Raw genomic sequence first — 22938 nt, 5'->3', positions numbered from 1 at the left:
AAAAACAAGAGAGACCCGAGCCCATGACAACCTCCCCTGCGCCTTACGCATTTCCCGGTCTGATCGCCCTGGCCTTGGCCGGCGCGGCAATGCCCGCTGCGGCTGAAGAGGCCGGTTTCATCGAAGGGGCCAAGGTCAACCTGAACCTGCGCAACTTCTACATCAACCGCAACTTCACCAATCCGACCAAAGCTCAGGGCAAGGCTGAAGAGTGGACGCAGAGCTTCATCCTCGACGCCAAATCCGGTTTCACCCAAGGCACCGTCGGCTTCGGCATGGACGTGTTGGGTTTGTATTCGGTAAAGCTTGATGGCGGCAAAGGCACGGGCGGCACGCAGTTGCTGCCGCTGGATCGAGACGGTCGTCCGGCCGACAACTTCGGCCGCACCAACGTCGCCTTCAAAGCCAAACTTTCGCAGACCGAAGTGAAGGTCGGCGAGTGGATGCCGGTGCTGCCGATCCTGCGTTCGGACGACGGCCGCTCGCTGCCGCAGACCTTTCGTGGCGGGCAGATCACTTCGAAGGAAATCGACGGCCTGACCCTCTACGGCGGCCAGTTCCGCGCCAACAGCCCGCGCGACGACAGCAGCATGAGCGACATGTCGATGACCGGCAAAGCGGCGTTCACGTCTGATCGCTTCAACTTCCAGGGCGGTGAATACGTTTTCAACGAAAAACGCACGCAGATCGGCCTGTGGAATGCTGAACTCAAAGACATCTACAGCCAGCAATACGTCAACCTGATCCACAGCCAACCGCTGGGCGACTGGACCCTGGGCGCCAACCTTGGCTTCTTCTACGGCAAGGATGACGGCAGCGCCCGCGCCGGCGATCTCGACAACAAGACCTGGTCCGGCATGTTCTCGGCGAAGTACGGCGGCAACACCTTCTACGTCGGCCTGCAGAAGCTCACCGGCGACAGCGCCTGGATGCGCGTCAACGGCACCAGCGGCGGCACGCTGGCCAACGATAGCTACAACGCCAGTTATGACAATGCGCAGGAGCGTTCCTGGCAAGTACGCCATGACTACAACTTCGTCGCGCTGGGCGTGCCGGGCCTGACGTTGATGAACCGCTACATCAGCGGCGACAACGTGCACACCGGGACCATCACCGACGGCAAGGAATGGGGCCGCGAATCGGAACTGGGCTACACCGTGCAGAGCGGCGCGCTGAAGGATCTGAACGTCCGGTGGCGCAACTCGACCATGCGTCGCGACTTCAGCAATAACGAGTTCGATGAGAACCGCCTCATCGTCAGCTATCCGATCAGCCTGTTGTAAAACACTGATATTCCCCTGTGGGAGCGAGCCTGCTCGCGAAAGCGGTGTGTCAGATAAGCATATGCCGACTGACACGGCGCCTTCGCGAGCAGGCTCGCTCCCACATTTGATCTCCTACAGGCAGTTATCGCCATTGGTCAGGAGAAGTGGTGATTTGCCGGCCGGCAGGTAAAGTGACAAAACCTGAAGGACTCAGGTGCTTCACCTTTCCGCTTCCGTCGTCGTAGTCGGTCCTCAAGCTGGGAGCCAGGTTGTCATCGGAAGACACCAACGATCACCGGAGGACCACCTCAATGATCTCTCGTCTCGCAACACCCGACTGGGACGCCAAGGCGTACCAGCAGTTTTTCCGTCTCAGGCAACGCCCGGTCAATGAATTGCTCGACCGTGTCGACTTGCAAAACCCTCAACGCATTTACGACCTCGGCTGCGGCACCGGCATTGCCACGCAGTTGCTGGCCAAACGCTGGCCGCGCGCGCAGTTGCAGGGAATCGACAGCTCCGCGCAGATGCTCGACGAAGCGCGCTGTCTGCCGGTCAAAGCGTTGTGGAAACATTGCGATCTGCTCGACTGGCAACCGGAGCAACCGGCGGATCTGCTGCTCGCTGCCGCCGTGCTGCACTTTATCGATGGCCATGACACCTTGCTGCCGCGCCTGCTCGTCCATATCAACCCCGGTGGTTGTCTGGCAGCGCACATGCCGGACTGGCGCGATGCGCTGTGGTATCGGTTGATGCTCGACACCCTCGAAGACGGCGGCCCCGGCGGCACGCCGATGGGCACACCTGAACTGCGTCAGCGCATGGCGGCGCGGCCGTTGTTGGCACTGGAGGATTACTACCGGTTGCTCGCGCCCATGACCACGTCGCTGGATATCTGGGAGACCGAGCAACTGCAAGTGGTCGACGGCAAATCGCCGGTGTATGACTGGGTGAAGGTCTCGGCGCTACGGCCGGTGATGCAGGCGCTGAGTCCAGAGGAACAGACGCGGTTTATTTATCACTACCTGATGCGGGTGCATGAGCATTATCCGCAGGAGGGGGATGGGCGTACGTTGTTTGCGTTCAAGCGGATATTTATTGTTGCCACGGTTTGATTCGTCACGGCCGCTACCGCTATCGCGAGCAGGCTCACTCCTACAGGGGGAACGCATTCCAAATGTAGGAGTGAGCCTGCTCGCGATGGCGTCAGCCCGGCCAACGACTATTCCCGGGATTCGACACCCAACTCATCCCAAACCGACTCGGCCAGATGAAACGTCGCATTCGCCGCCGGAATTCCGCAATAAATCGCGCTCTGCATGATCACTTCCTTGATCTCACCACGGCTAACGCCATTATTCGCCGCCGCACGCAGATGCAGTTTCAGCTCACCTTCGCGGTTCATGCCAATCAGCATGGCGATAGTGATCAAACTGCGCGTGTGCCGAGGCAAGCCCGGACGCGTCCAGATATCGCCCCAGGCATGCCGGGTGATCATCTCCTGAAACTCCGAGTTGAACTCGGTCAGCGTGGTCAGGCTGCGATCGACATGCGCATCACCCAACACCGCGCGACGCACTTGCATGCCGTCGTCGTAACGTTGTTTCTCGTCCACGAAAATCCCCTTATCAGGCGTTTAGAAACGCCAGAACACGATCACTGAAATCTGCACCGGCCTGCACGTTGGACAGATGCGCCGCATAGAACTCGGCGTATTCGGCACCGCGTACATGCTCCTGAATAAAGTGCCCACCAGACGGCGGCGTCACCGCATCTTCAGTGCCGGCGATCACCAGCAACGGCACGTTGATCGACGCCAGTTGCTCGCGGAAATCGGCATCACGCACCGCCGCGCAATTGGCCGCGTAACCTTCAGGCGAAGTCGCTGCGAGCATGTCGGTAATCTGCTTGGCCGCCGCCGGATGCGCCGCCGAAAAGTCCGGTGTGAACCAGCGGGCAATCGACGCATCACGCAGGGCAACCATCGCCGCAGCGCCGTCGCGCAGCACGGTTTCGATGCGTGGATTCCACACCGACGGATCGCCGATTTTTGCCGCCGTGTTGCAGACGATCAGCTTGTGCAGACGATGACCAGCATTGATCCCCAGCCACTGGCCGATCAGGCCGCCCATCGACAGTCCGCAGAAATGCGCACGCTCGATGTGCAGTGCATCCAGCAGACCGAGTACATCGTGGCCCAATTGCTCAATGCTGTATGGGCCCGGCGTCACCAGTGATTGGCCATGGCCACGGGTGTCGAAGCGCAGCACGCGAAAATGCTCGGTAAACGCCGGCATCTGCGCGTCCCACATGTGCAGATCAGTGCCCAGCGAGTTGGACAACACCAGCACCGGCGCATCGACCGGGCCCTCGATTTGATAGTGCAGTTCGCCATCGGCGAGTTGAACGAAAGCCACAGCCCTCTCCTTTCAGTCAGACAATGCGTTGTGTTCGGCCACCGCGCGCTCGACCCAGGTTTTCGCCTGACCGAGGTAATGGGCGGGGTTCAAAAGATGATCGAGTTCAGCGTTGCTCAGCTCGGCAGTGACCTGCGGTTCGTCACCGAGTACGGCGCGCAAATGACGCTGCTCGGCCACCGCGCGTTTGCAGCATTGCTCAAGCAGATGATGCGCGGTGTCGCGGCCGACCCGCTGGGCGAGGACGATGCTCACGGCTTCAGCCAGCACCAGCCCTTGGGTCAGTTCGAGATTGCGCGACATACGTTCAGCGTCGACTTCGAGCCCTTGCGCCAACAACCGAGCCTGTTGCAGCGAACCGGAAACAAGGCAGCAAATCTCCGGCAAGGTTTCCCATTCGGCATGCCACAAACCGAGGCTGCGTTCATGTTCCTGCGGCATCGCGCTGAACAGCGTCGAGACCAGACCCGGCACCCGCGTCGCTGCGCCGATCAACACCGCCGCGCCGACCGGATTACGTTTGTGCGGCATGGTCGACGAACCACCCTTGCCCGGCGCTGAAGGCTCGAAAACCTCAGCGGCTTCGGTCTGCATCAACAGACTGATGTCGCGGCCAAATTTGCCGAGGCTGCCGGCGATCAAACCGAGCACCGCGCCGAACTCGACCACGCGATCACGCTGGGTGTGCCACGGCTGTTCCGGCAAGGTCAGTTGCAGTTCTTCAGCCAGCGCTTCGGCAATCGGCAAGGCCTGTTCGCCCAACGCGGCGAGGGTCCCGGAGGCGCCACCGAATTGCAGCACCAGCAAACGCGGCTTGAGTTCGCGCAAGCGCTGACGGCTGCGAGTCACAGCGCCCAGCCATCCGGCGATTTTCATGCCGAGGGTCACCGGCGTCGCGTGTTGCAGCCAGGTGCGTCCGGCCAACGGCGTCGCCGCATGGCGTTGTGCTTGAACAGCGAGAGAGTCAGCCAGTTGCGCCAGATCGCCTTCGATCAAATCCAGTGCCTGACGCAATTGCAGCACCAGACCGGAATCCATTACGTCCTGACTGGTCGCGCCCAAATGCACATAACGCTCGGCTTCTGCATCGGTGGAGGCAATCTGTTTGCCCAACGCCTTGACCAGCGGAATCGCCGAATTGCCGGCCGTGGCAATCGCCTCGCCCAGCGCCGCGAAGTCATACAACCCCGCGTTACACGCCGCAGCAATCGATGCGACAGCCGAAGAAGGAATCAAACCAACCCGCGCTTCGGCCCGGGCCAATGCGGCTTCAAAGTCGAGCATCGCCTGCACACGGCCCTGATCGCAGAACACTTCACGCATATTGCGGGCAGTGAAGTAGGCATCGAACAATTGATTGCCCGGTCGCTGAGTCATAAACAGTCCTTGCCGGCGCGGGCCATGACGGCCCGCGCACTTCGGGTTAGAGATCGTGGTGCAAATACGCCGCCTGTTTCGGCAAGCGCAGACTGAACAGGAAGGCGATCGCCATCATCGCCGTCACGTACCAGTAGAAGGAGTTTTCCATACCGATGTTCTTCAGACTCAGGGCGACGAATTCCGCCGAGCCGCCGAAGATCGCATTCGCCACCGCATAGGCCAGACCGACACCGAGGGCGCGGACTTCCGGCGGGAACATTTCGGCTTTTACCAAGCCGCTGATCGAGGTGTAGAAACTGACAATCGCCAGCGCCACGGTGATCAGCACAAAGGCGAGAAACGGGCTGCTGACGCTTTTCAGGCTCAGCAGAATCGGCACGGTGAACAGCGTACCGAGCGCGCCGAACCAGAGCATCGAATTACGTCGACCGATCTTGTCAGCGAGCATGCCGAACAGCGGCTGCATGCACATATACAGGAACAGCGCGCCGGTCATGATGTAGCTGGCGGTCTTGGCGTGCATGCCGGCGGTGTTCACCAGGTACTTCTGCATGTAGGTGGTGAAAGTGTAGAAAATCAGCGAGCCACCGGCGGTGTAACCGAGCACGGTAATGAACGCGGCTTTGTGATCGCGAAATAGTGCGCTGATGCTGCCAGCGTCTTTGTGCGCGCGGGTTTCCTTGTTGGTGGTTTCTTTCAGGCTGCGACGCAGGAACAGCGAAATCAATGCCGCCACCGCACCGACCACAAACGGAATCCGCCAGCCGTAGGCACGCAGATCGTCTTCAGTGAGGAACTGCTGCAGAACCACCACCAGCGACACGGCCAGCAGTTGCCCGCCAATCAACGTCACGTACTGGAACGAGGCGAAAAATCCGCGCTGGCCCTTAAGGGCGACTTCGCTCATGTAGGTCGCGGTGGTGCCGTACTCGCCGCCGACCGACAGGCCTTGCAGCAAGCGGGCGAACAACAGCAGGACTGGCGCCCAGACGCCGATGTCCTTGTAGGTCGGCAGGCAGGCGATCAGCAACGAGCCGAAGCACATCATCAGAATCGAGATGAGCATCGAATTCTTGCGCCCGTGCTTGTCGGCGACACGGCCGAAAATCCAGCCACCGATCGGGCGCATCAGGAAGCCGGCGGCGAACACGCCAGCGGTGTTGACCAGTTGCACCGTCGGGTTGTCGGAGGGGAAAAACGCCGGGGCGAAATAGATCGCGCAGAATGCGTAGACGTAGAAGTCGAACCATTCGACGAGGTTGCCGGACGAGGCGCCGACAATGGCAAAGATGCGCTTGCTGCGCTCTTCACCGGTGTAATGGGAGGTGGTGGTTGTCATTGTTTTTCACTCGATAGGGACAGTGAGAGTCTAGACATACTTTGCAACAGTCCCGTTCCACAGTTCCATCTGCAACACAGTTCTCCCCTGTGGGAGCGAGCCTGCTCGCGAAGAGGGAGTGTCAGTCGACATTTATGTTGGCTGACCCACCGCTTTCGCGAGCAGGCTCGCTCCCACAGGGGATGGTGGTGATCTATTAATAATCGAAGAACACCGTCTCGGCACCAGTGCCCTGCAGAATCACATTCCACTGGTAAACACCCGATTCATCCTTCTTCGCCAGCAACGTACTGCGACGTTCAGCCGGCACACATTCGAGCAACGGATCATCAACGTTGGCCGGCTCGCCCTCAAAGTAGATCCGCGTCAGCAAGTGCTTGACCAAGCCACGGGCAAACACCAGCACCACCAGATGCGGCGCCTGGGTCGAGCCTTTCAGGCCCTCTACGCTACCCGGTTTGATCGTGGTGAAGCGGAAGCGCCCTTCTGCATCCACCGGCACCCGGCCAAAACCTTCAAAATTCGGATCGAGCGGTTTGTCCTGCTCGTCTTCCGGGTGGTCGTACTTGCCGGCGGCATTCGCCTGCCAGACTTCGAGCATGGCGTCGTTGACGACATCGCCGTTGCCATCCACCACCTGCCCGGTGATCGCCACGCGCTCGCCGAGGGTCTGCTCAACGGTGAGGTTTTCACGGTTCAGCCAGGTCAGGCCGATGTGGTAGTACGGCCCGACGGTGTGGGACGTGGTCGCAGTCAGCGTCATCTTATTTCTCCATCGGCGTGGCTTCACGCCCGCGCAGCACGATGTCCCAGCGATAACCGAGGGCGTAGGACGGAATGGTTTTTTCCAGATCGAAACTGGCGATCAGGCGTTCCTTGGCCGAAGTGTCCGGCACGCAGTTGTAGATCGGGTCGTAGGCCAGCAGCGGATCGCCCGGGAAATACATTTGCGTGACCAGGCGGGTGAGAATGCTCGGCCCGAACAGCGAAAAGTGGATGTGCGCCGGGCGCCAGGCGTTGTGGTGGTTGCCCCACGGGTAGGCGCCGGGTTTGATGGTCTGGAACTGATACCAGCCGTCAGCATCGGTGACGGTGCGGCCGGTGCCGGTGAAGTTCGGGTCCAGCGGCGCATCGTGCAGGTCGCGCTTGTGGTTGTAGCGGCCGGCGGCGTTGGCCTGCCAGATTTCCACCAGAATTCCCGGCACCGGCAGACCGTTTTCGTCGAGCACGCGGCCGTGAACGATGATGCGCTCACCTTGCGGCTCGCCTGCATGCTGGGCGGTCAGGTCGTTATCGGTGTCGCCCACACGCTCGGCGCCGATGGTCGGGCCGGTGATTTCCGACAGCGAGTGCGGCAGAAACACCAACGGCTTCGACGGCGAGCGCAGGTTGGTGGATTGATACGTCGGGTGCAGGTACTCAGGCTGAGTGCCTTCCTGCGGACGACGGTAACCAGGCTTGTCAGACATGTCGCTTTCCTCTGTTCTTTTTCGTCACGGCTTGCGTCAGACGCGTTCGATGGCCAGGGCCAGACCTTGGCCGACACCGACGCACATGGTCGCCAGACCTTTCTTGCCGCCGGTCTTTTCCAACTGATGCAGCGCGGTCAACACCAGACGCGCACCGCTCATGCCCAACGGGTGACCGAGGGCGATCGCGCCGCCATTCGGGTTGACCTGCGCAGCGTCATCGGCCAGACCCAGTTCACGCAGCACCGCCAAGCCTTGGCTGGCAAATGCTTCGTTGAGTTCGATCACGTCGAAATCGCTGACCGCGACGCCCAGGCGCTCGATCAATTTGCGCACCGCCGGCACCGGGCCGATGCCCATTACGCGCGGCGCCACGCCGGCGCTGGCCATGCCGAGCACTTTGGCGCGGGCGGTCAGGCCATGCTTTTTCACGGCTTCAGCGGAAGCGAGAATCAGTGCAGCAGCACCGTCGTTGACGCCGGAAGCATTGCCGGCGGTAACGGTTTTGTCCGGGCCGTTGACTGGCTTCAGCTTGGTCAGTGCTTCGATCGTGGTATCGGCACGAGGATGTTCGTCCTGGCTGACTACGGTTTCGCCTTTCTTGTGGGCGATCCGCACTTCGACGATTTCTTCGGCGAAGTAGCCGGCAGCCTGCGCGGCGGCGGTACGTTGCTGACTGCGTAGAGCAAAAGCGTCTTGATCGGCGCGCGAGACTTTATAGTCGTCGGCGACGTTGTCAGCGGTCTGCGGCATTGCGTCGACGCCGTACTGCGCCTTCATCAACGGGTTGATGAAACGCCAGCCGATGGTGGTGTCTTCCAGTTTCATGTTGCGCGAAAACGCCGCGTCAGCCTTGCCCATCACGAACGGCGCGCGGGACATCGATTCGACGCCACCGGCAATCGCCAGCTCCATCTCGCCGCTGGCAATCGCCCGGAATGCCGTGCCGATCGCGTCCATGCCCGAAGCGCAAAGACGATTGAGGGTCACGCCCGGTACGCTGTCCGGCAGGCCCGCCAACAGCAGCGCCATACGCGCAACGTTGCGGTTGTCTTCGCCGGCCTGGTTGGCGCAACCGAGGAAGACTTCGTCGATGGCGTTCCAGTCCACCGAGGGATTGCGTTCCATCAGGGCTTTGATCGGCACGGCGGCCAGGTCATCGGCGCGAACGGCGGACAAACCGCCGCCGAAACGGCCGATCGGTGTGCGAATCGCGTCGCAGATATAAACGTCACGCATCATGCTTCTCCCGGGGCCTGGCCGTGGGCGGCGGCGGTGCGCGCTTCGAGATCGCGCAGCGCGGTCAGTTCGACTTCAGTCGGCTCCGCAGTGCTCTCGACGTTGTCAGCAAAACGGATCGCCCAACCGGTGGCCGCGACCACTTGCTCGCGGGTCACGCCCGGGTGCAGTGCAGTGACCACAAATTCGTGGGTGCCCGCTTCCGGTTCCATGATGCACAGGTCGGTGATGATCCCGACCGGCCCGGCGCCCGGCAGGCCCAGACGTTTGCGCGAATCGCCGCCCTCGCCGTGACCGACCGAGGTGATGAAATCGAGCTTGTCGACAAACGAGCGCGCCGACTGTTTAAGGATGATCAAAACGCTTTTCGCCGAGCCGGCAATCTCCGGCGCGCCACCGGCACCCGGCAGACGCACTTTTGGCGAGAAGTAATCGCCAACCACGGTGGTATTGATGTTGCCGAAACGGTCGACCTGCGCGGCGCCGAGAAAACCGACGTCGATGCGCCCGCCCTGTAACCAATAGCGAAAAATCTCACCGGTCGGCACGACAGTGTCAGCGGTTTCAGCGAGTTCGCCGTCACCAATGGACAGCGGCAGCACGCTCGGCTTGGCACCAATCGGACCCGACTCGTAGATCAGCACCACGTCTGGCGAGGAGGTCAGGCGCGCGAGGTTGGCGGCTTTCGACGGCAGGCCGATGCCGACGAAGCACACCGAGCCGTTTTTCAGGCGACGGGCCGCGGCGACGGTCATCATTTCATTGGTGGTGTAAGTCATTACTTGGCCTCCGAAGCAGCGGCCAACTTGGCCTGGAACGCGCTGAAGTCAGCGCAGCCATGGATGTATTCGTTGATCCACGCGGTAAACGTCTCACGGTCGCGGGCGATCGGATCCCACGCCTGATAGAAACGATTGTCGCGCTCGGTGTAACCGTGGGCGTAGGACGGATGCGCGCCACCGGGTACGTGGCAGACCGCGCTCAAGGCCCAGGTCGGCAGTACGCAGGCGTTCATCGGTGCGTTGAGGTTGTCGACGATTTCTTCCACGGTGACGATGCAGCGCTTGGCCGCCAGTGCGGCTTCTTTCTGCACGCCGAGAATGCCCCACAGCAGCACGTTGCCTTGGCGGTCGGCTTTCTGTGCGTGGATCACGGTCACGTCCGGGCGCACCGACGGCACCGCCGCCAGCACTTCACCGGTGAACGGACAGGTCACGGTTTTGATCAGTGGATTGACCTTCGGCAGGTCGGAGCCGGCGTAAGCGCGCAGTACCGCGAATGGCAGGCCGGACGCACCGGCGACGTAGGCATTGGCCAGGTCGGCGTGACTGTGCTCTTCGATTTCCAGCGCGTGCGGCCATTGCTTCTCGACCGCGTCACGCAGACGGTGCAGCGAACCGACGCCCGGGTTGCCGCCCCAGGAGAAAATCAGTTTGCGTGCGCAACCGGCGCCGATCAGTTGGTCGTAGATCAGGTCAGGCGTCATCCGCACCAGCGTCAGATCTTTCTTGCCCTGACGAATGATTTCATGACCCGCAGCCGTAGGGATCAGGTGAGTGAAGCCTTCGAGCGCGACGGTGTCGCCGTCGTTGACGAATTGCTTCACCGCGTCGTGCAGCGAAAGGATCTCAGCCATGGAGCGGGCTCCTGTTTTTGTAATGAATCGCCAGTGATAAAAAGGCGCGAGGTTCAGCGCCGGAGTCACTGCAGATTAAGCCTGGGGAAATGGCCAAACAATCCGATAATCGACTGAGTGTTCGTTTATCGAACGGATTGTTGTTCTCCTAACAATCGAATCAAAAGCATCGCGAGCAGGCTCACTCCTACAGGGGAACGCATTCCAAATGTGGGAGCGAGCCTGCTCGCGAATAGGCCAGAACATTCAACGAATATTTCTACGCATGAAACTCAAGTCGCATCCGCATGACTGACCATGCCTTTAATCACCACCGCCGTGGTGGCCAATGCTGCCGGAATCACCAACGCCGTCAGCACCTGCTCGAAATTCCAGCCCAGGCCCAACAACGTCGCGCCCATCCACGCCCCGAGAATCGCGCCAAAGCGGCCAATCCCCAGCATCCACGAGACCCCGGTCGCCCGCCCCTGCGTCGGATAAAACCGCGCCGCCAGTGACGGCATCGCCGATTGCGCACCGTTCACGCACATCCCCGCCATCAGTACCAAAGTCGCCAGCAAGGTGATGTTGCCCAGGCTCTGCCCGACCGCGTAGGCAAACACCCCGGCCAGCAGGTAGAAAATGCCGATGACCTTGTGCGGATTGAAGCGGTCCATCGCCCATCCCACCGCGACCGCGCTCAACACCCCGCCAAACTGGAACAACGCACCGATAAACGCGGCTTGCTCCATGCTCGCGCCACTGTCTCGCATCAGCGTCGGCAGCCAACTGGTCAGCAGGTAAACGATCACCAGGCCCATGAAATAGGTCAGCCACAGCAGCAAAGTGCCGGTGCTGTAAGTGCCGGAGAAGATCACCGCAAACACGTTGCGCGCCTTGACGGTCTTCTGTTCAGGCACGCTGAAACTGGAAGCTTGAGCGACGGTGACCGGGTCGATCGGTGCCAGGGTCTTGCGCACTTTGTCAGTGCCGCGGTTACGCACGACAAGGTAGCGCGCCGACTCTGGCAGCCAGAACAGCAGCACCACGGCAAGAATCAACGGCAGAATCCCGCCGATCAGCAGCAAACTGTGCCAGCCAAACGCCGGAATCAGCTTGGCGGAAATGAACCCGCCACCGGCCATGCCGAGGTTGAAACCGCAGAACATGCTGGTCACCAGCAGCGACTTCTTGCGCTCCGGGGTGTATTCCGAGAGCAGTGTGGTGGCATTCGGCATCCCCGCACCCAGTCCCAGACCGGTCAGGAAGCGCAGCACCAGCAGTTGTTCAACATTGGAGCTGTACGCCGACGCCAGGCTGAAGGCACCGAACAGAACCACCGCGCCAACGAGTACCACTTTGCGCCCGAAGCGGTCAGCCAAAGGGCCGGAACCGAGTGCGCCGAAGACCATGCCAATCAGCGCGGCACTCATCACCGGGCCGAGGCTGGCGCGGTCGATGCCCCAGTCCTGCGACAACGCCGGGGCGATGAAGCCCATCGCCGCGGTGTCGAGGCCATCGAGGAAGACAATCAGGAAACACAGGATCACCACCCGCCACTGATAGCGCGAGATCGGTTGGGCATTGATGAAGGTCTGCACGTCGAGGCAGTTACCTACAGCGGACTGAGGCTGGTTCATTATTTTTATTCCCCGCAAAAAACGCAGTCGAACAGCGGCCGGCCAAAACGCGGCACGGTCACAAGAATAGAAGGTCTGGATCAGGCGTTGCGGGAAACCCGGCAACAGCGGGTGGAGCGGAGACAGTCGGAGAGCGTGCGCATGGTGAGTTGCCTCTTGTCATTATTATGGGAGTCGACAGTCCGGCGGGCTCATTCACATCAGCGCCGGATGACGCTGCCGCGACATTAATGATCCGGGGGTTTTAGCGTCAATTCGATAAACGCAACACTGTGCGTTTATCGAACAGCTTCATCAGGCAAACAACTGCGCACTCAAGTCGCGACTGGCACTGAGCAGGCCCGGCAGGAAGCGCTGCTCCAGTTCGGTACGGCCGACGCGACCAGCGTGGGTGCTGACATTGAGCGCCGCCACCACCTGGCCGGAAGCGTCGTAGACCGGCACGGCAATTGAGCGCAGACCCTGTTCCAGTTCCTGATCGACGATGCACCAGCCCTGCTGCCGCACTTCCTGCAGGCATTCGAGCAAGGCATCAGGTGTATGGATCGTGCGGCTGGTCTTGGCGACGAGTTCGGCGTGATCGAGGTATTCACGCAAGGACGTGTCGTCCAGTGCTGCCAGCAGAATCCGCCCCATCGACGTGCAATACGTCGGCAAGCGCCCGCCCACTGACAGGTCCACCGAAATCAGCCGCTGAGTCGTCGCCGAACGCGCGATGTAGAGAATGTCGTCGCCTTCGAGCGTGGCCATGTTGCAGGCTTCGTGCAGTTGCTCGCTCATGCGGTCGAGGTACGGCTGGGCGGACACTGCCAACGGCGTCGACGACAGATAGGCGTGGCCGAGGGTCAGCACTTTGGGTAGCAATGAGTAGGTGCGACCATCCGTGGTGGCGTAGCCGAGTTTGATCAAGGTATGCAGGCAACGGCGCACGGCGGCGCGGGGAATTTCCGTGCGGTGACTGATTTGGGCGATGGTCAGATGACGCTTGCGCTCCTGAAACGCCTGCACCACCGCCAGGCCCCGGGCCAGCGAGGTCATGAAGTCCGGATCACCGGTCAGCGCCTGGATGCGTTTGGCCGGCGAGGCGACGATCGGCGGCGCCACGGAGGTGAAAGAGTTGCGCATTTGATCGTTCATTTCTTGTCCTTCTATACGGCACGGATCAATGGGCTATACAAGCGGCTCGCCGACCAATGCACAAGCGTCGGGCCTGCAAGATTGGGCGATTATCGAACCGTCGACCGATAATCGCAATCCGGCGCAGCCACCTCAACGCCGGCATTGAACGCTTGTTCAACTTCGGTAGCCGTTCAATCGCGTCTTAGTTGTTCGACTAAATGGCGCCAAAAACACATCGCCGGGTAAATAACGATTTGTCCGCTCGACAACTAGTAACAAAAGTTGCGAATAACAAAACGATCACACATCCCGAACCGTTTTTAACTTGGCAAAGATAGTCATTCCTGAATCGACCGCTATAATGCATCTCAGTGGGGCCGCGTTGTTTGATTCGGTGCGGCGACCACCTGCTGAGGCAATGTCCATTGCCGTCAGCCTGGCCAGCGCCTGATGCGCATTACTTATGCAACGCCAGCGCTTGCTGAAACAGGAAACTGATGCTGCGTCAGTTTTAATCTGGTGTCGTAGCCGCCTGCAACATGGAAGTCTTGATCGCCATGCGATGACCTCAACGCCTGTCCGGGCGCTGAGCACTCGACCGGGCCACTCACTGGATTCGTTGCAGCGCGTTTCACCAGACATTTATCTCAACTCATACAGGTAGCACTGTGACGAAAGACGAACTGCGCGCGGAACTTGAGCGCCAGGAACAACGTTACAAGGAAGTTTACGGCGGGGAAGTCACCACCTACGCCGCTCAACCGGAACCGGAACGCAAGGCATGGCGTAAACGCCCCACTGTTCAGGATCAGGTCTTCAAACAGGAAATCGAAAAGATCGAAAAGGAACTCAAAGCCGAAGAGCCGTGAGCCACGGTTATTTGTATCTTTCGAGGGTTTACGTGCACACCGGTTACAAGCGCGGTGTCGAGACGAAGCCTTGCGCGCCCGCTACCCGCGGGCAGCGGCGATCTCCCCGCCTGGCAGGCTGAAGGGCGCTTCCTACACGTTTCACAGATATTTCAGACAGGCGTTTGAGCCTCTCCTGTGGCGGTAAAAACGCTTATCAAAAAAGTCTTTTTTCATATAAATCAAAGACTTGAAAAACCCTGCGCGACGCTTGGTTTTCATGCGCTGCAACAAATTAAATCGAAGAAGTGTGTAACCGATGAGCAGGTAGGGCATCGATTTCCAGTCTTTTCTGGCATAATCGCGCCCCCTTACGACCGGGTCAGAAAACCTTCATGATCGATTTATTCAGCGGACTGGATGCTTGGGTGCTTGTGAGCCTCTTGCTCGCCCTGACGTTTGTCCTCGCCTTCGAGTTCATCAATGGATTTCATGACACCGCTAACGCGGTAGCCACTGTTATCTACACCAAAGCCATGCCGCCTCACCTGGCGGTGTTCTTTTCCGGTGTGTTCAATTTCCTCGGCGTGCTGCTGGGCGGCGTTGGCGTGGCGTATGCCATTGTTCACTTGCTGCCGGTGGAACTGCTGATCAATGTGAACACCGGCCATGGTCTGGCGATGGTGTTCTCGTTGCTCGCCGCGGCAATCGCCTGGAATTTGGGCACCTGGTACTTCGGTATCCCGGCTTCCAGCTCGCATACCCTGATCGGTTCGATCCTCGGTGTCGGCCTGGCCAATGCCCTGATCAACGACATTCCGTTGGCCGACGGCGTGAACTGGCAGAAAGCGATCGACATCGGCGCCTCACTGGTGTTCTCGCCAATGGCCGGTTTCCTGATCGCCGCGCTGATCCTGATCGGCCTGAAGTGGTGGCGTCCGCTGTCGAAGATGCACAAGACACCGGAACAGCGCCGCAAGATCGACGACAAGAAGCATCCGCCGTTCTGGAACCGTCTGGTCCTGGTGATCTCGGCCATGGCCGTGAGCTTCGTGCACGGTTCCAACGATGGCCAGAAAGGCATCGGCCTGATCATGCTGGTGCTGATCGGTATCGTGCCTGCGCAGTTCGTTCTCGACCTGAACAGCACCACTTATCAGATCGAACGTACTCGCGATGCGACCCTGCACCTGAGCCAGTTCTACCAGCGCAACGCCGATTCGCTGGGTGAATTCCTGGCCCTGGGCAAGAGCGTAGAAGGCGACCTGCCGGAGAAATTCCGCTGCAACCCGCAGCAGACCGAACCGACCATCAGCGCCTTGCTGCACACCCTTAAAGGTGTAGCGGACTACCACTCGCTGTCATCGGAGAGCCGCATCGAAGTGCGTCGTTACCTGCTGTGCCTGGACGACACCGCGAAAAAGGTTGGCAAGTTGCCAGGCCTGGAACCGCGTGAAAAGGCTGACCTCGACAAGCTGCGCAAAGACCTGACCACCACCACCGAATACGCCCCGTTCTGGGTGATTCTGGCGGTTGCCCTGGCTTTGGGCCTGGGCACTATGGTCGGCTGGAAACGCGTTGTTCTGACCATCGGTGAGAAGATCGGCAAGCAGGGCATGACCTATTCCCAGGGCATGTCGGCGCAGATCACCACGGCCAGTTTGATCGGTATGGCCAACATCTTCAGCCTGCCGGTGTCGACCACTCACGTTCTGTCTTCGGGCGTGGCTGGCACCATGGTTGCTAACAAGAGCGGCCTGCAGGGTGGCACGGTTCGCACCATTCTGTTGGCATGGGTGTTGACCTTGCCGGCGACGGTTGCGCTGTCGGCTGGGTTGTTCTGGCTGGCGTCGAAGGCGCTGGGTAGTTGATAGATAGCGGGACATGAGAAAGGCGCGATTCGAGAGGATCGCGCCTTTTTTGTGTTTGGGGATTGGGGATTGGGATTGGGGGCATATCCGTTGCTGCGGGGGTTGCCGCTGGCGGTTTCGCTCTTACAGCGAGTCCCTTTTTCAAACGCCAAAAAGGAACCAAAAGGCTTTGCCCCTGGCGTACGGCACTTCGCTGAGGCTCAGTGTTCCCTCGCTACGGTGTCCATCCGGGGGCATCGCCTACGGTTTGCTTCGCTGTACCTCCTCTCGATGTATGCGGCTACGCCGCACGGCGCTGCGCGCCTCCCCCCCGGATGAACACCTACGCTCGGCCTGCCGAAAGGGGCAAAAGATCAAAAGCCAAAGCCAAAGCCAAAGCCAAAGCCAAAGCCAAAGCCAAAGCCAAAGCCAAAGCCAAAGCCAAAGCCAAAGCCAAAGCCAAAGCCAAAGCCAAAGCCAAAGCCAAAGCCAAAGCCAAAGCCAAAGCAAGATCAAACGCCCCTCACCCTAGCCCTCTCCCGGAGGGAGAGGGGACTGATCGAGGTGTTTGGCAGAAGTACGCCGACTTGGGATACCGAGTCGAACTCAGATTCTGGAAACAGATCAAAAGCCCCTCACCCTAACCCTCTCCCAGAGGGAGAGGGGACTGACCGAGGTGTTTGGGCGAGCTACGCCGACGTGCAACTCCGCGTTGAACTCAGATTTGAAAGGCCCACAAATCGGCTCCCTCTCCCTCGGGAGAGGGCTGGGGTGAGGGGCAGCACCACCACAAATCCAAAGCCGACCACGCCCCGCTCTTCACCACTCAATAGGCCGAGTGTCAGCTCGCCTGCTCTTGATCTTGATCCACGGGCGACGTCGGAAGGCTGAGTGGAGGGATTGATCCGGGCGTGGGAGCGCAGCGACCGTTTGGCGCAGCCAAACACAGCGAGAGGAGGTGCAGCGAAGCAAACCGTAGGCGCTGCGCCCGGATCGATCCCGCAGCGAAGGAACCCCGAGCCCCAGCGAGCGGGCCGCACGCAGGAGCAAGCCTTTTGGGTTACCTTTTCGGCGTCTGGAAAAGGTGACCCGCCGTAAGGGCGGAACCCTAATCAGCAACACCCGCAGCAACGGATATACACCCAAAACCCCAAGAACATGGTCGGCCCACAGGCCGCCAAGACACAAAAAAAAGGGGCAACCGAAGTCGCCCCAAAATGCCTTGCGTGCTCATCAATCCAGAAGAATCACTTCTTGCGCTTATTCGCATCCTTCCAGATAAAAAATCCAAACCCTGCAAAAAACAGAACCATCAGCCCTACAGTCAGGACCCCGGCAAACACCACGTTATCGAAAAACATGACTGGCCTCCTGGCCCCTGCTCTGCTGCGATGGACCTAAGTTACCAAACACACAGACGCACAAATTGACCGGGATCAATACCAGCAACGAAGGGGGGATAAAGGAGGGAAGTTAAATGACCTGCATCAACGGATGCAGGGGCAGATCAACGCTTTTTCGGCTTGTTCTTCGACTTTTTCTTTGCTTTGCCCAACGGCATCGCCTGCTCGAACGCTTGGCGCACTTCGTTCAGGCGCTTCTCTTTAATGTCATGCACGCGCTTGGCGCGTTCAGTACTGAGGTCAATCAGTTTGTCGTCTTGGCTCATGGCGTCAGTACATCACTTGAAAGAATCACAACTGCCACATCACCGGCAGGACCGCATCAATAATGCAACGTCACACCAGCGCTGACCAGCCGAAGATCAGATCTCGATATCGACCCACAAGCCCTGACGCGGCTGATCTTCCATCAGCGGCACCACCGGCACGGTGTTATCGGCGTTCAACTCGGTACCGGGTATGGCCAGGTGTTCTTCCGGGTCTTCGTCAGCCTCGCGGCGGCGGCGATCACGTTCTTGCTGACGGCGCTGTTCTTCGCGCGCCAGCAGACGATCCTCTTCCGGATCGCGTTTTTGCAGATCGATCGTGCTTTCGTTGGAGCTTTCCTGCACCGGCACCACCGGAGGAATGTCCGGCCGCTGGCGGATCGGATCCTGCTGGGAAGTGATCGGCACAGCGCTCAGGGGGAGCATCGGTGGCAACATATAAAGGGTCTCCTGTCAGCAGGCTATCGGCTGCGGCAAAGGCGCCTTGAGCCGTCGGTCGCAAACTTGTGACCGGGTTAACACTCACCGGTGCCCTGTTCTCTCGTAAAACCGACGCATGACCGCCGCGTGCTTCGACTTGCAGCTTGCAGCTAAAAGCTCGCAACTGCTCCTAATCCTTTGGCCTGAAGCCCGCATTCCGTTAAGATAGCCCGCTTTTTCAAGGTGGGAGTCAGGCAGCATGGCGCAGCAGTATCAACCGGGGCAACGCTGGATCAGTGACAGCGAAGCAGAGCTTGGTTTAGGCACCGTTCTGGCACAGGACGGCCGCTTGTTGACCGTGCTTTACCCGGCCACTGGCGAAACCCGCCAGTACGCGCTACGGAATGCGCCCCTGACCCGCGTGCGATTCTCGCCGGGCGACAGCATCACCCACTTCGAAGGCTGGAAGATGACCGTGCAGCAAGTCGACGATGTCGACGGCCTGATGGTCTATCACGGTCTCAATGGGCAGAACGAAGCCGTCACCCTGCCGGAAACCCAGCTGTCGAACTTCATTCAGTTCCGCCTGGCCAGCGACCGTCTGTTCGCCGGGCAGATCGACCCGCTGGCGTGGTTCTCGCTGCGTTACAACACCCTCGAACACACCAGCCGCCAGCTGCAATCTTCGCTTTGGGGCCTGGGTGGCGTGCGTGCGCAACCGATCGCGCACCAATTGCACATCGCCCGAGAAGTCGCCGACCGTATTGCGCCGCGCGTACTGCTGGCGGACGAAGTGGGTCTGGGTAAAACCATCGAAGCCGGTCTGGTGATCCATCGCCAACTGCTCTCGGGCCGCGCCAACCGCGTGCTGATCCTCGTCCCGGAAAACCTCCAGCACCAGTGGCTGGTGGAGATGCGTCGTCGTTTCAACCTGCAGGTCGCGCTGTTCGACGAAGAACGCTTCATCGAAAGCGATGCCGCCAACCCGTTCGAAGACACCCAACTGGCGCTGGTCGCGCTGGAGTGGCTGGTCGACGACGAGAAGGCGCAAGACGCACTGTTCGCTGCCGGTTGGGATCTGCTGGTGGTCGACGAAGCGCACCACCTGGTCTGGCACGAAGAGAAAGCCAGCCCGGAATACTCGCTGGTCGAACAACTCGCCGAAGTCATCCCGGGCGTGCTGCTGCTCACCGCCACTCCGGAACAACTCGGCCAGGACAGCCACTTCGCCCGTCTGCGCCTGCTTGACCCGAACCGTTTCCATGACCTGGCCGCCTTCCGCGCCGAGAGCGACAACTATCGCCCGGTGGCCGAAGCCGTTCAGGAACTGCTCGACAAGGGCCGTCTCTCGGCCAAAGCGCACAAAACCATTCAGGGTTTCCTCGGCAACGAAGGCGAAGCGCTGCTGACCGCGGTCAACGATGGCGACACTGAAGCCAGCGCCCGCCTCGTGCGTGAACTGCTCGATCGCCACGGCACCGGCCGCGTGCTGTTCCGTAACACTCGCGCTGCCGTGCAGGGTTTCCCGGAGCGCAAACTGCACCCGTACCCGCTGCCATGCCCGGACGAATACCTCGAACTGCCGCTGGGCGAACACGCCGAGTTGTATCCGGAAGTCAGCTTCCAGGCGCAACCGGACGCCAGTGAAGAAGAGCGCTGGTGGAAATTCGACCCGCGCGTCGAGTGGCTGATCGATCAGCTGAAAATGCTCAAGCGCACCAAAGTGCTGGTGATCTGCGCCCACGCCGAAACCGCGATGGACCTGGAAGACGCCCTGCGCGTGCGTTCCGGCATCCCGGCCACGGTGTTCCATGAAGGCATGAACATCCTTGAGCGTGACCGCGCCGCCGCGTACTTCGCCGATGAAGAGTTCGGCGCACAAGTGCTGATCTGCTCGGAAATCGGCAGTGAAGGTCGCAACTTCCAGTTCGCTCACCACTTGGTGCTGTTCGATCTGCCGTCGCACCCGGATTTGCTCGAGCAGCGTATCGGTCGTCTCGACCGGATCGGCCAGAAGCACATCATCGAATTGCACGTGCCGTACCTGGAAACCAGCCCGCAAGAGCGCCTGTTCCAGTGGTACCACGAAGCGCTGAACGCGTTCCTCAACACCTGCCCGACCGGCAACGCCTTGCAGCACCAGTTCGGCCCGCGCCTGCTGCCGCTGCTCGAAGAAGCCGACGACAGTGAGTGGCAAGCGCTGATCGACGAAGCGCGCAGCGAGCGCGAGCGTCTCGAAGCCGAACTGCACACCGGCCGTGACCGTTTGCTGGAGCTCAACTCCGGCGGCGCCGGCGAAGGTGAATCTCTGGTCGAGGACATCCTCGAACAAGACGATCAGTTCGCCCTGCCGATCTACATGGAAACCCTGTTCGACGCGTTCGGCATCGACAGCGAAGACCATTCGGAAAACGCTCTGATCCTCAAGCCGAGCGAGAAAATGCTCGACGCCAGTTTCCCGCTGGGCGACGACGAAGGCGTGACCATCACCTACGACCGCAACCAGGCGCTGTCGCGTGAAGACATGCAGTTCATCACCTGGGAACACCCGATGGTGCAGGGCGGCATGGACCTGGTGCTGTCCGGCTCGATGGGCAACACCGCCGTCGCGCTGATCAAGAACAAGGCGTTGAAACCGGGCACCGTGCTGCTTGAGCTGCTGTATGTCAGCGAAGTGGTGGCGCCGCGTTCGCTGCAACTGGGCCGTTACCTGCCGCCAGCCGCCCTGCGCTGCCTGCTCGACGCCAACGGCAACGACCTGTCGGCTCGCGTCTCGTTTGAAACCCTGAACGATCAGCTGGAAAGCGTGCCACGCGCCAGCGCCAACAAGTTCATCCAGGCCCAGCGCGATCAGCTGACGCCGCGGATCAACGCCGGTGAAGACAAGATCGCCCCGCGTCACGCCGAGCGCGTGGCCGAGGCCCGTCGCCGTCTGGCGGCCGACACCGACGAAGAACTGGCGCGCCTGACCGCGTTGCAAGCGGTCAACCCGACTGTGCGTGACAGCGAACTGGTGGCGTTGCGTGAACAGCGCGAGCAGGGTCTGGCGATGCTGGATAAAGCGGCGTTGCGTCTGGAAGCGATTCGGGTGTTGGTGGCGGGCTAAACCGCCCCGCTCCACCGCTGAAAACAGAAAGGCCCGCAGCGATGCGGGCCTTTTTGTTTGCCTGTTATTTACTTGCCGATGCTAAGGGCCCTATCGCGAGCAGGCTCACTCCTACAGTTGGAATGCGTTCTCCTGTAGGAGTGAGCCTGCTCGCGATAGCGGTTAAGCAGTCGCCGCAGCAACCTCTGGCTCAACCACCGCAACCAGCCCCTCCTTCATCCGCTGCGCATCCCGGACAAAACACCGCGCCGCCAGAAACAGAAACACCATGGTCAAAAACAGCGCCACCGGAATCAGGTACATCGCGTCATGCAGCCCCACAGCCTTGAACGCCTCAGTCATCTGCTCCGCCCCCGCCGCCGCCATCGCCGTGTGCGCAAAATGATCGGACAAACCACCGACCACCACCGGCCCCAAACCACCGCCTAACAGATACAACCCGGCAAAGAACAACGCCATCGCCGTCGCCCGCAAACGTGGTTCGACCACATCCTGAATCGCCGTGTAAACACAGGTGTAGAAGTTGTAGGCAAACAACCAACCGACGCTGAACACCGCCACGAATACGCCAATCTCGATGCGCCCTGAATGCAACGCCCACGCCGTGCACAGCGTCGAGATAATCAGGCTGAACGCGGCGAACAACAACCGACCATTAGCCACACGCTGGTGAATCTTGTCAGCAATCCAGCCGCCCAGCGTCAAACCCACCAGCCCGGTGACACCGACGATCATGCCGGTGGCCACCGCCGCTTCCTGCAACGGCATGAGGAAATAGCGCTGCAGCATCGGCACCAGAAACGAGTTGCAGGCATACGTCGCAAAGTTGAAGCACAACCCGGCCAGCACCAGCCAGAGAAAGGTCGGCACCGCCAGAATCCGCCGGATCGGCCTGTCGACCTTCTCTTGCGAAACCTGCACGGTCTCCGCTGCGCCGCGCTTCGGCTCTTTGATGAAGAACATGAAGATCGCCAGGATCAGCCCCGGCACCGCGGCAATAAAGAACGGCGCGCGCCAGCTATCAAACGCCTTGACCATCGCACCAATGGTGAAGAATGCCAGCAACAGCCCCAATGGCAGACCGAGCATGAAAATGCCCATCGCCCGCGCCCGACGATGGGCCGGAAACAGATCACCGATCAGCGAATTGGCCGCTGGTGCATAACTGGCCTCGCCGATGCCGATGCCCATGCGCACGATCAGAAAGCTCCAGAAACTGCCGACCAGACCGTTGACCGCCGTCAGCGCACTCCACGTCGCCAGACCCCAGCCCATCAGCTTGCTGCGCGAACCGGTGTCGGCCATGCGCCCCAGCGGCAGCCCGGCAATCGCGTAAACAATAGTGAATGCGGTACCGACGATGCCCAGTTGAAAGTCACTGAGGTGCCATTCCATGCGGATCGGCTCGATGATGATCGCCGGAATGGTGCGGTCGAAGAAGTTGAACAGGTTGGCGAGGAACAGCAGGAACAGAATGCGCCAGGCATTCGCCGCTTGGGTCGAGTTCTGCATGGGTCCGTCTCTTTATTGTTATAGGGCTTCACTGCCAACGCATCCGAGCC

21 protein-coding genes are annotated in these 22938 nt (G+C 60.3%); 5 read left to right on the top strand and 16 right to left on the bottom strand.

Going from position 1 to position 22938, the window contains the following annotated elements; all coding sequences use genetic code 11:
- The first annotated feature begins 23 nt into the window (after positions 1-23).
- A complete protein-coding gene (locus tag AC5SEM_RS03135) occupies positions 24-1283 on the top strand; it encodes an OprD family porin (protein ID WP_495472154.1) in 1260 nt (419 codons plus the stop codon).
- A gap of 293 nt (positions 1284-1576) precedes the next feature.
- On the top strand, positions 1577-2380 hold the full coding sequence (locus AC5SEM_RS03130; RefSeq protein ID WP_495472153.1) for a methyltransferase domain-containing protein: 804 nt from the start codon (positions 1577-1579) through the stop codon (positions 2378-2380).
- A gap of 107 nt (positions 2381-2487) precedes the next feature.
- On the opposite strand, the gene pcaC is transcribed toward AC5SEM_RS03130, so the two are convergent.
- The 11 genes from pcaC to pcaR all read right to left on the bottom strand — a co-directional run bounded on the left by pcaC (position 2488) and on the right by pcaR (position 13501).
- Positions 2488-2880 carry a 4-carboxymuconolactone decarboxylase gene (gene pcaC, locus AC5SEM_RS03125; RefSeq protein ID WP_025110738.1) on the bottom strand — a complete coding sequence of 131 codons (393 nt, stop codon included), beginning with the start codon at positions 2878-2880 and terminating at the stop codon, positions 2488-2490.
- A gap of 13 nt (positions 2881-2893) precedes the next feature.
- Positions 2894-3682 (bottom strand): 3-oxoadipate enol-lactonase, encoded by a 789-nt coding sequence (gene pcaD / locus AC5SEM_RS03120; protein ID WP_212622810.1) that lies wholly within the window; start codon positions 3680-3682, stop codon positions 2894-2896.
- Positions 3683-3694: 12 nt separating this feature from the next.
- Entirely contained in the window at positions 3695-5059 is a 1365-nt protein-coding gene (locus tag AC5SEM_RS03115) for a 3-carboxy-cis,cis-muconate cycloisomerase (protein WP_495472152.1), read from the bottom strand.
- Positions 5060-5105: 46 nt separating this feature from the next.
- Positions 5106-6401 carry an MFS family transporter gene (locus tag AC5SEM_RS03110; RefSeq protein WP_034153075.1) on the bottom strand — a complete coding sequence of 432 codons (1296 nt, stop codon included), beginning with the start codon at positions 6399-6401 and terminating at the stop codon, positions 5106-5108.
- A 196-nt stretch (positions 6402-6597) separates the two neighbouring features.
- Entirely contained in the window at positions 6598-7164 is a 567-nt protein-coding gene (gene pcaG, locus AC5SEM_RS03105; RefSeq protein WP_495472151.1) for a protocatechuate 3,4-dioxygenase subunit alpha, read from the bottom strand.
- Position 7165: 1 nt separating this feature from the next.
- The gene (gene pcaH / locus AC5SEM_RS03100; protein ID WP_102902709.1) at positions 7166-7870 is read right to left on the bottom strand and encodes a protocatechuate 3,4-dioxygenase subunit beta; all 705 of its coding nucleotides are present in this window, start codon (positions 7868-7870) and stop codon (positions 7166-7168) included.
- Between the two features lie 36 nt (positions 7871-7906).
- A complete protein-coding gene (pcaF, locus tag AC5SEM_RS03095; protein ID WP_174244436.1) occupies positions 7907-9112 on the bottom strand; it encodes a 3-oxoadipyl-CoA thiolase in 1206 nt (401 codons plus the stop codon).
- A complete protein-coding gene (locus tag AC5SEM_RS03090) occupies positions 9109-9888 on the bottom strand; it encodes a CoA-transferase subunit beta (RefSeq protein WP_495472150.1) in 780 nt (259 codons plus the stop codon). The genes pcaF and AC5SEM_RS03090 overlap by 4 nt, the downstream gene beginning before the upstream one ends.
- A complete protein-coding gene (locus AC5SEM_RS03085) occupies positions 9888-10745 on the bottom strand; it encodes a CoA transferase subunit A (RefSeq protein WP_077571457.1) in 858 nt (285 codons plus the stop codon). The genes AC5SEM_RS03090 and AC5SEM_RS03085 overlap by 1 nt, the downstream gene beginning before the upstream one ends.
- 272 nt (positions 10746-11017) lie before the next feature.
- On the bottom strand, positions 11018-12364 hold the full coding sequence (gene pcaK / locus AC5SEM_RS03080; protein ID WP_495472149.1) for a 4-hydroxybenzoate transporter PcaK: 1347 nt from the start codon (positions 12362-12364) through the stop codon (positions 11018-11020).
- 294 nt (positions 12365-12658) lie between these two features.
- Positions 12659-13501, bottom strand: a complete 843-nt coding sequence (pcaR, locus tag AC5SEM_RS03075; RefSeq protein ID WP_495472148.1) for a pca regulon transcriptional regulator PcaR — start codon at positions 13499-13501, stop codon at positions 12659-12661.
- Positions 13502-14151: 650 nt separating this feature from the next.
- On the opposite strand from pcaR, the gene AC5SEM_RS03070 reads away from it, so the two are divergent.
- Together AC5SEM_RS03070 and AC5SEM_RS03065 are read left to right on the top strand one after the other, a co-directional pair.
- Complete coding sequence (locus AC5SEM_RS03070) at positions 14152-14352, top strand: hypothetical protein (RefSeq protein ID WP_008080067.1); 201 nt, start codon at positions 14152-14154, stop codon at positions 14350-14352.
- Between the two features lie 374 nt (positions 14353-14726).
- Complete coding sequence (locus AC5SEM_RS03065; protein WP_034153067.1) at positions 14727-16202, top strand: inorganic phosphate transporter; 1476 nt, start codon at positions 14727-14729, stop codon at positions 16200-16202.
- Between the two features lie 322 nt (positions 16203-16524).
- Here the strand turns inward: AC5SEM_RS03065 and AC5SEM_RS03060 are convergent, their stop codons facing one another.
- From AC5SEM_RS03060 to AC5SEM_RS03045, 4 genes are all read right to left on the bottom strand, one after another.
- Positions 16525-16686, bottom strand: a complete 162-nt coding sequence (locus tag AC5SEM_RS03060) for a hypothetical protein (RefSeq protein WP_495472147.1) — start codon at positions 16684-16686, stop codon at positions 16525-16527.
- 742 nt (positions 16687-17428) lie between these two features.
- A complete protein-coding gene (gene ccoM / locus AC5SEM_RS03055) occupies positions 17429-17542 on the bottom strand; it encodes a cytochrome c oxidase subunit CcoM (RefSeq protein ID WP_003222396.1) in 114 nt (37 codons plus the stop codon).
- A 146-nt stretch (positions 17543-17688) separates the two neighbouring features.
- The gene (locus AC5SEM_RS03050) at positions 17689-17850 is read right to left on the bottom strand and encodes a hypothetical protein (protein WP_007918490.1); all 162 of its coding nucleotides are present in this window, start codon (positions 17848-17850) and stop codon (positions 17689-17691) included.
- A gap of 96 nt (positions 17851-17946) precedes the next feature.
- Positions 17947-18288, bottom strand: a complete 342-nt coding sequence (locus AC5SEM_RS03045; protein WP_077571425.1) for an aspartate-semialdehyde dehydrogenase — start codon at positions 18286-18288, stop codon at positions 17947-17949.
- 241 nt (positions 18289-18529) lie between these two features.
- Between AC5SEM_RS03045 and rapA the strand changes: the two genes are divergently transcribed.
- Entirely contained in the window at positions 18530-21376 is a 2847-nt protein-coding gene (gene rapA, locus AC5SEM_RS03040; protein ID WP_495472146.1) for an RNA polymerase-associated protein RapA, read from the top strand.
- Positions 21377-21538: 162 nt separating this feature from the next.
- Here the strand turns inward: rapA and AC5SEM_RS03035 are convergent, their stop codons facing one another.
- A complete protein-coding gene (locus AC5SEM_RS03035; protein WP_077571424.1) occupies positions 21539-22888 on the bottom strand; it encodes a spinster family MFS transporter in 1350 nt (449 codons plus the stop codon).
- Between the last annotated feature and the right edge of the window lie 50 nt (positions 22889-22938).

The sequence above is a fragment of the Pseudomonas sp. CH61 genome, assembly GCF_059429415.1.
Note: the sequence above shows the minus strand (reverse complement) of the source record. Positions and strands in the feature narration are given on the sequence as shown.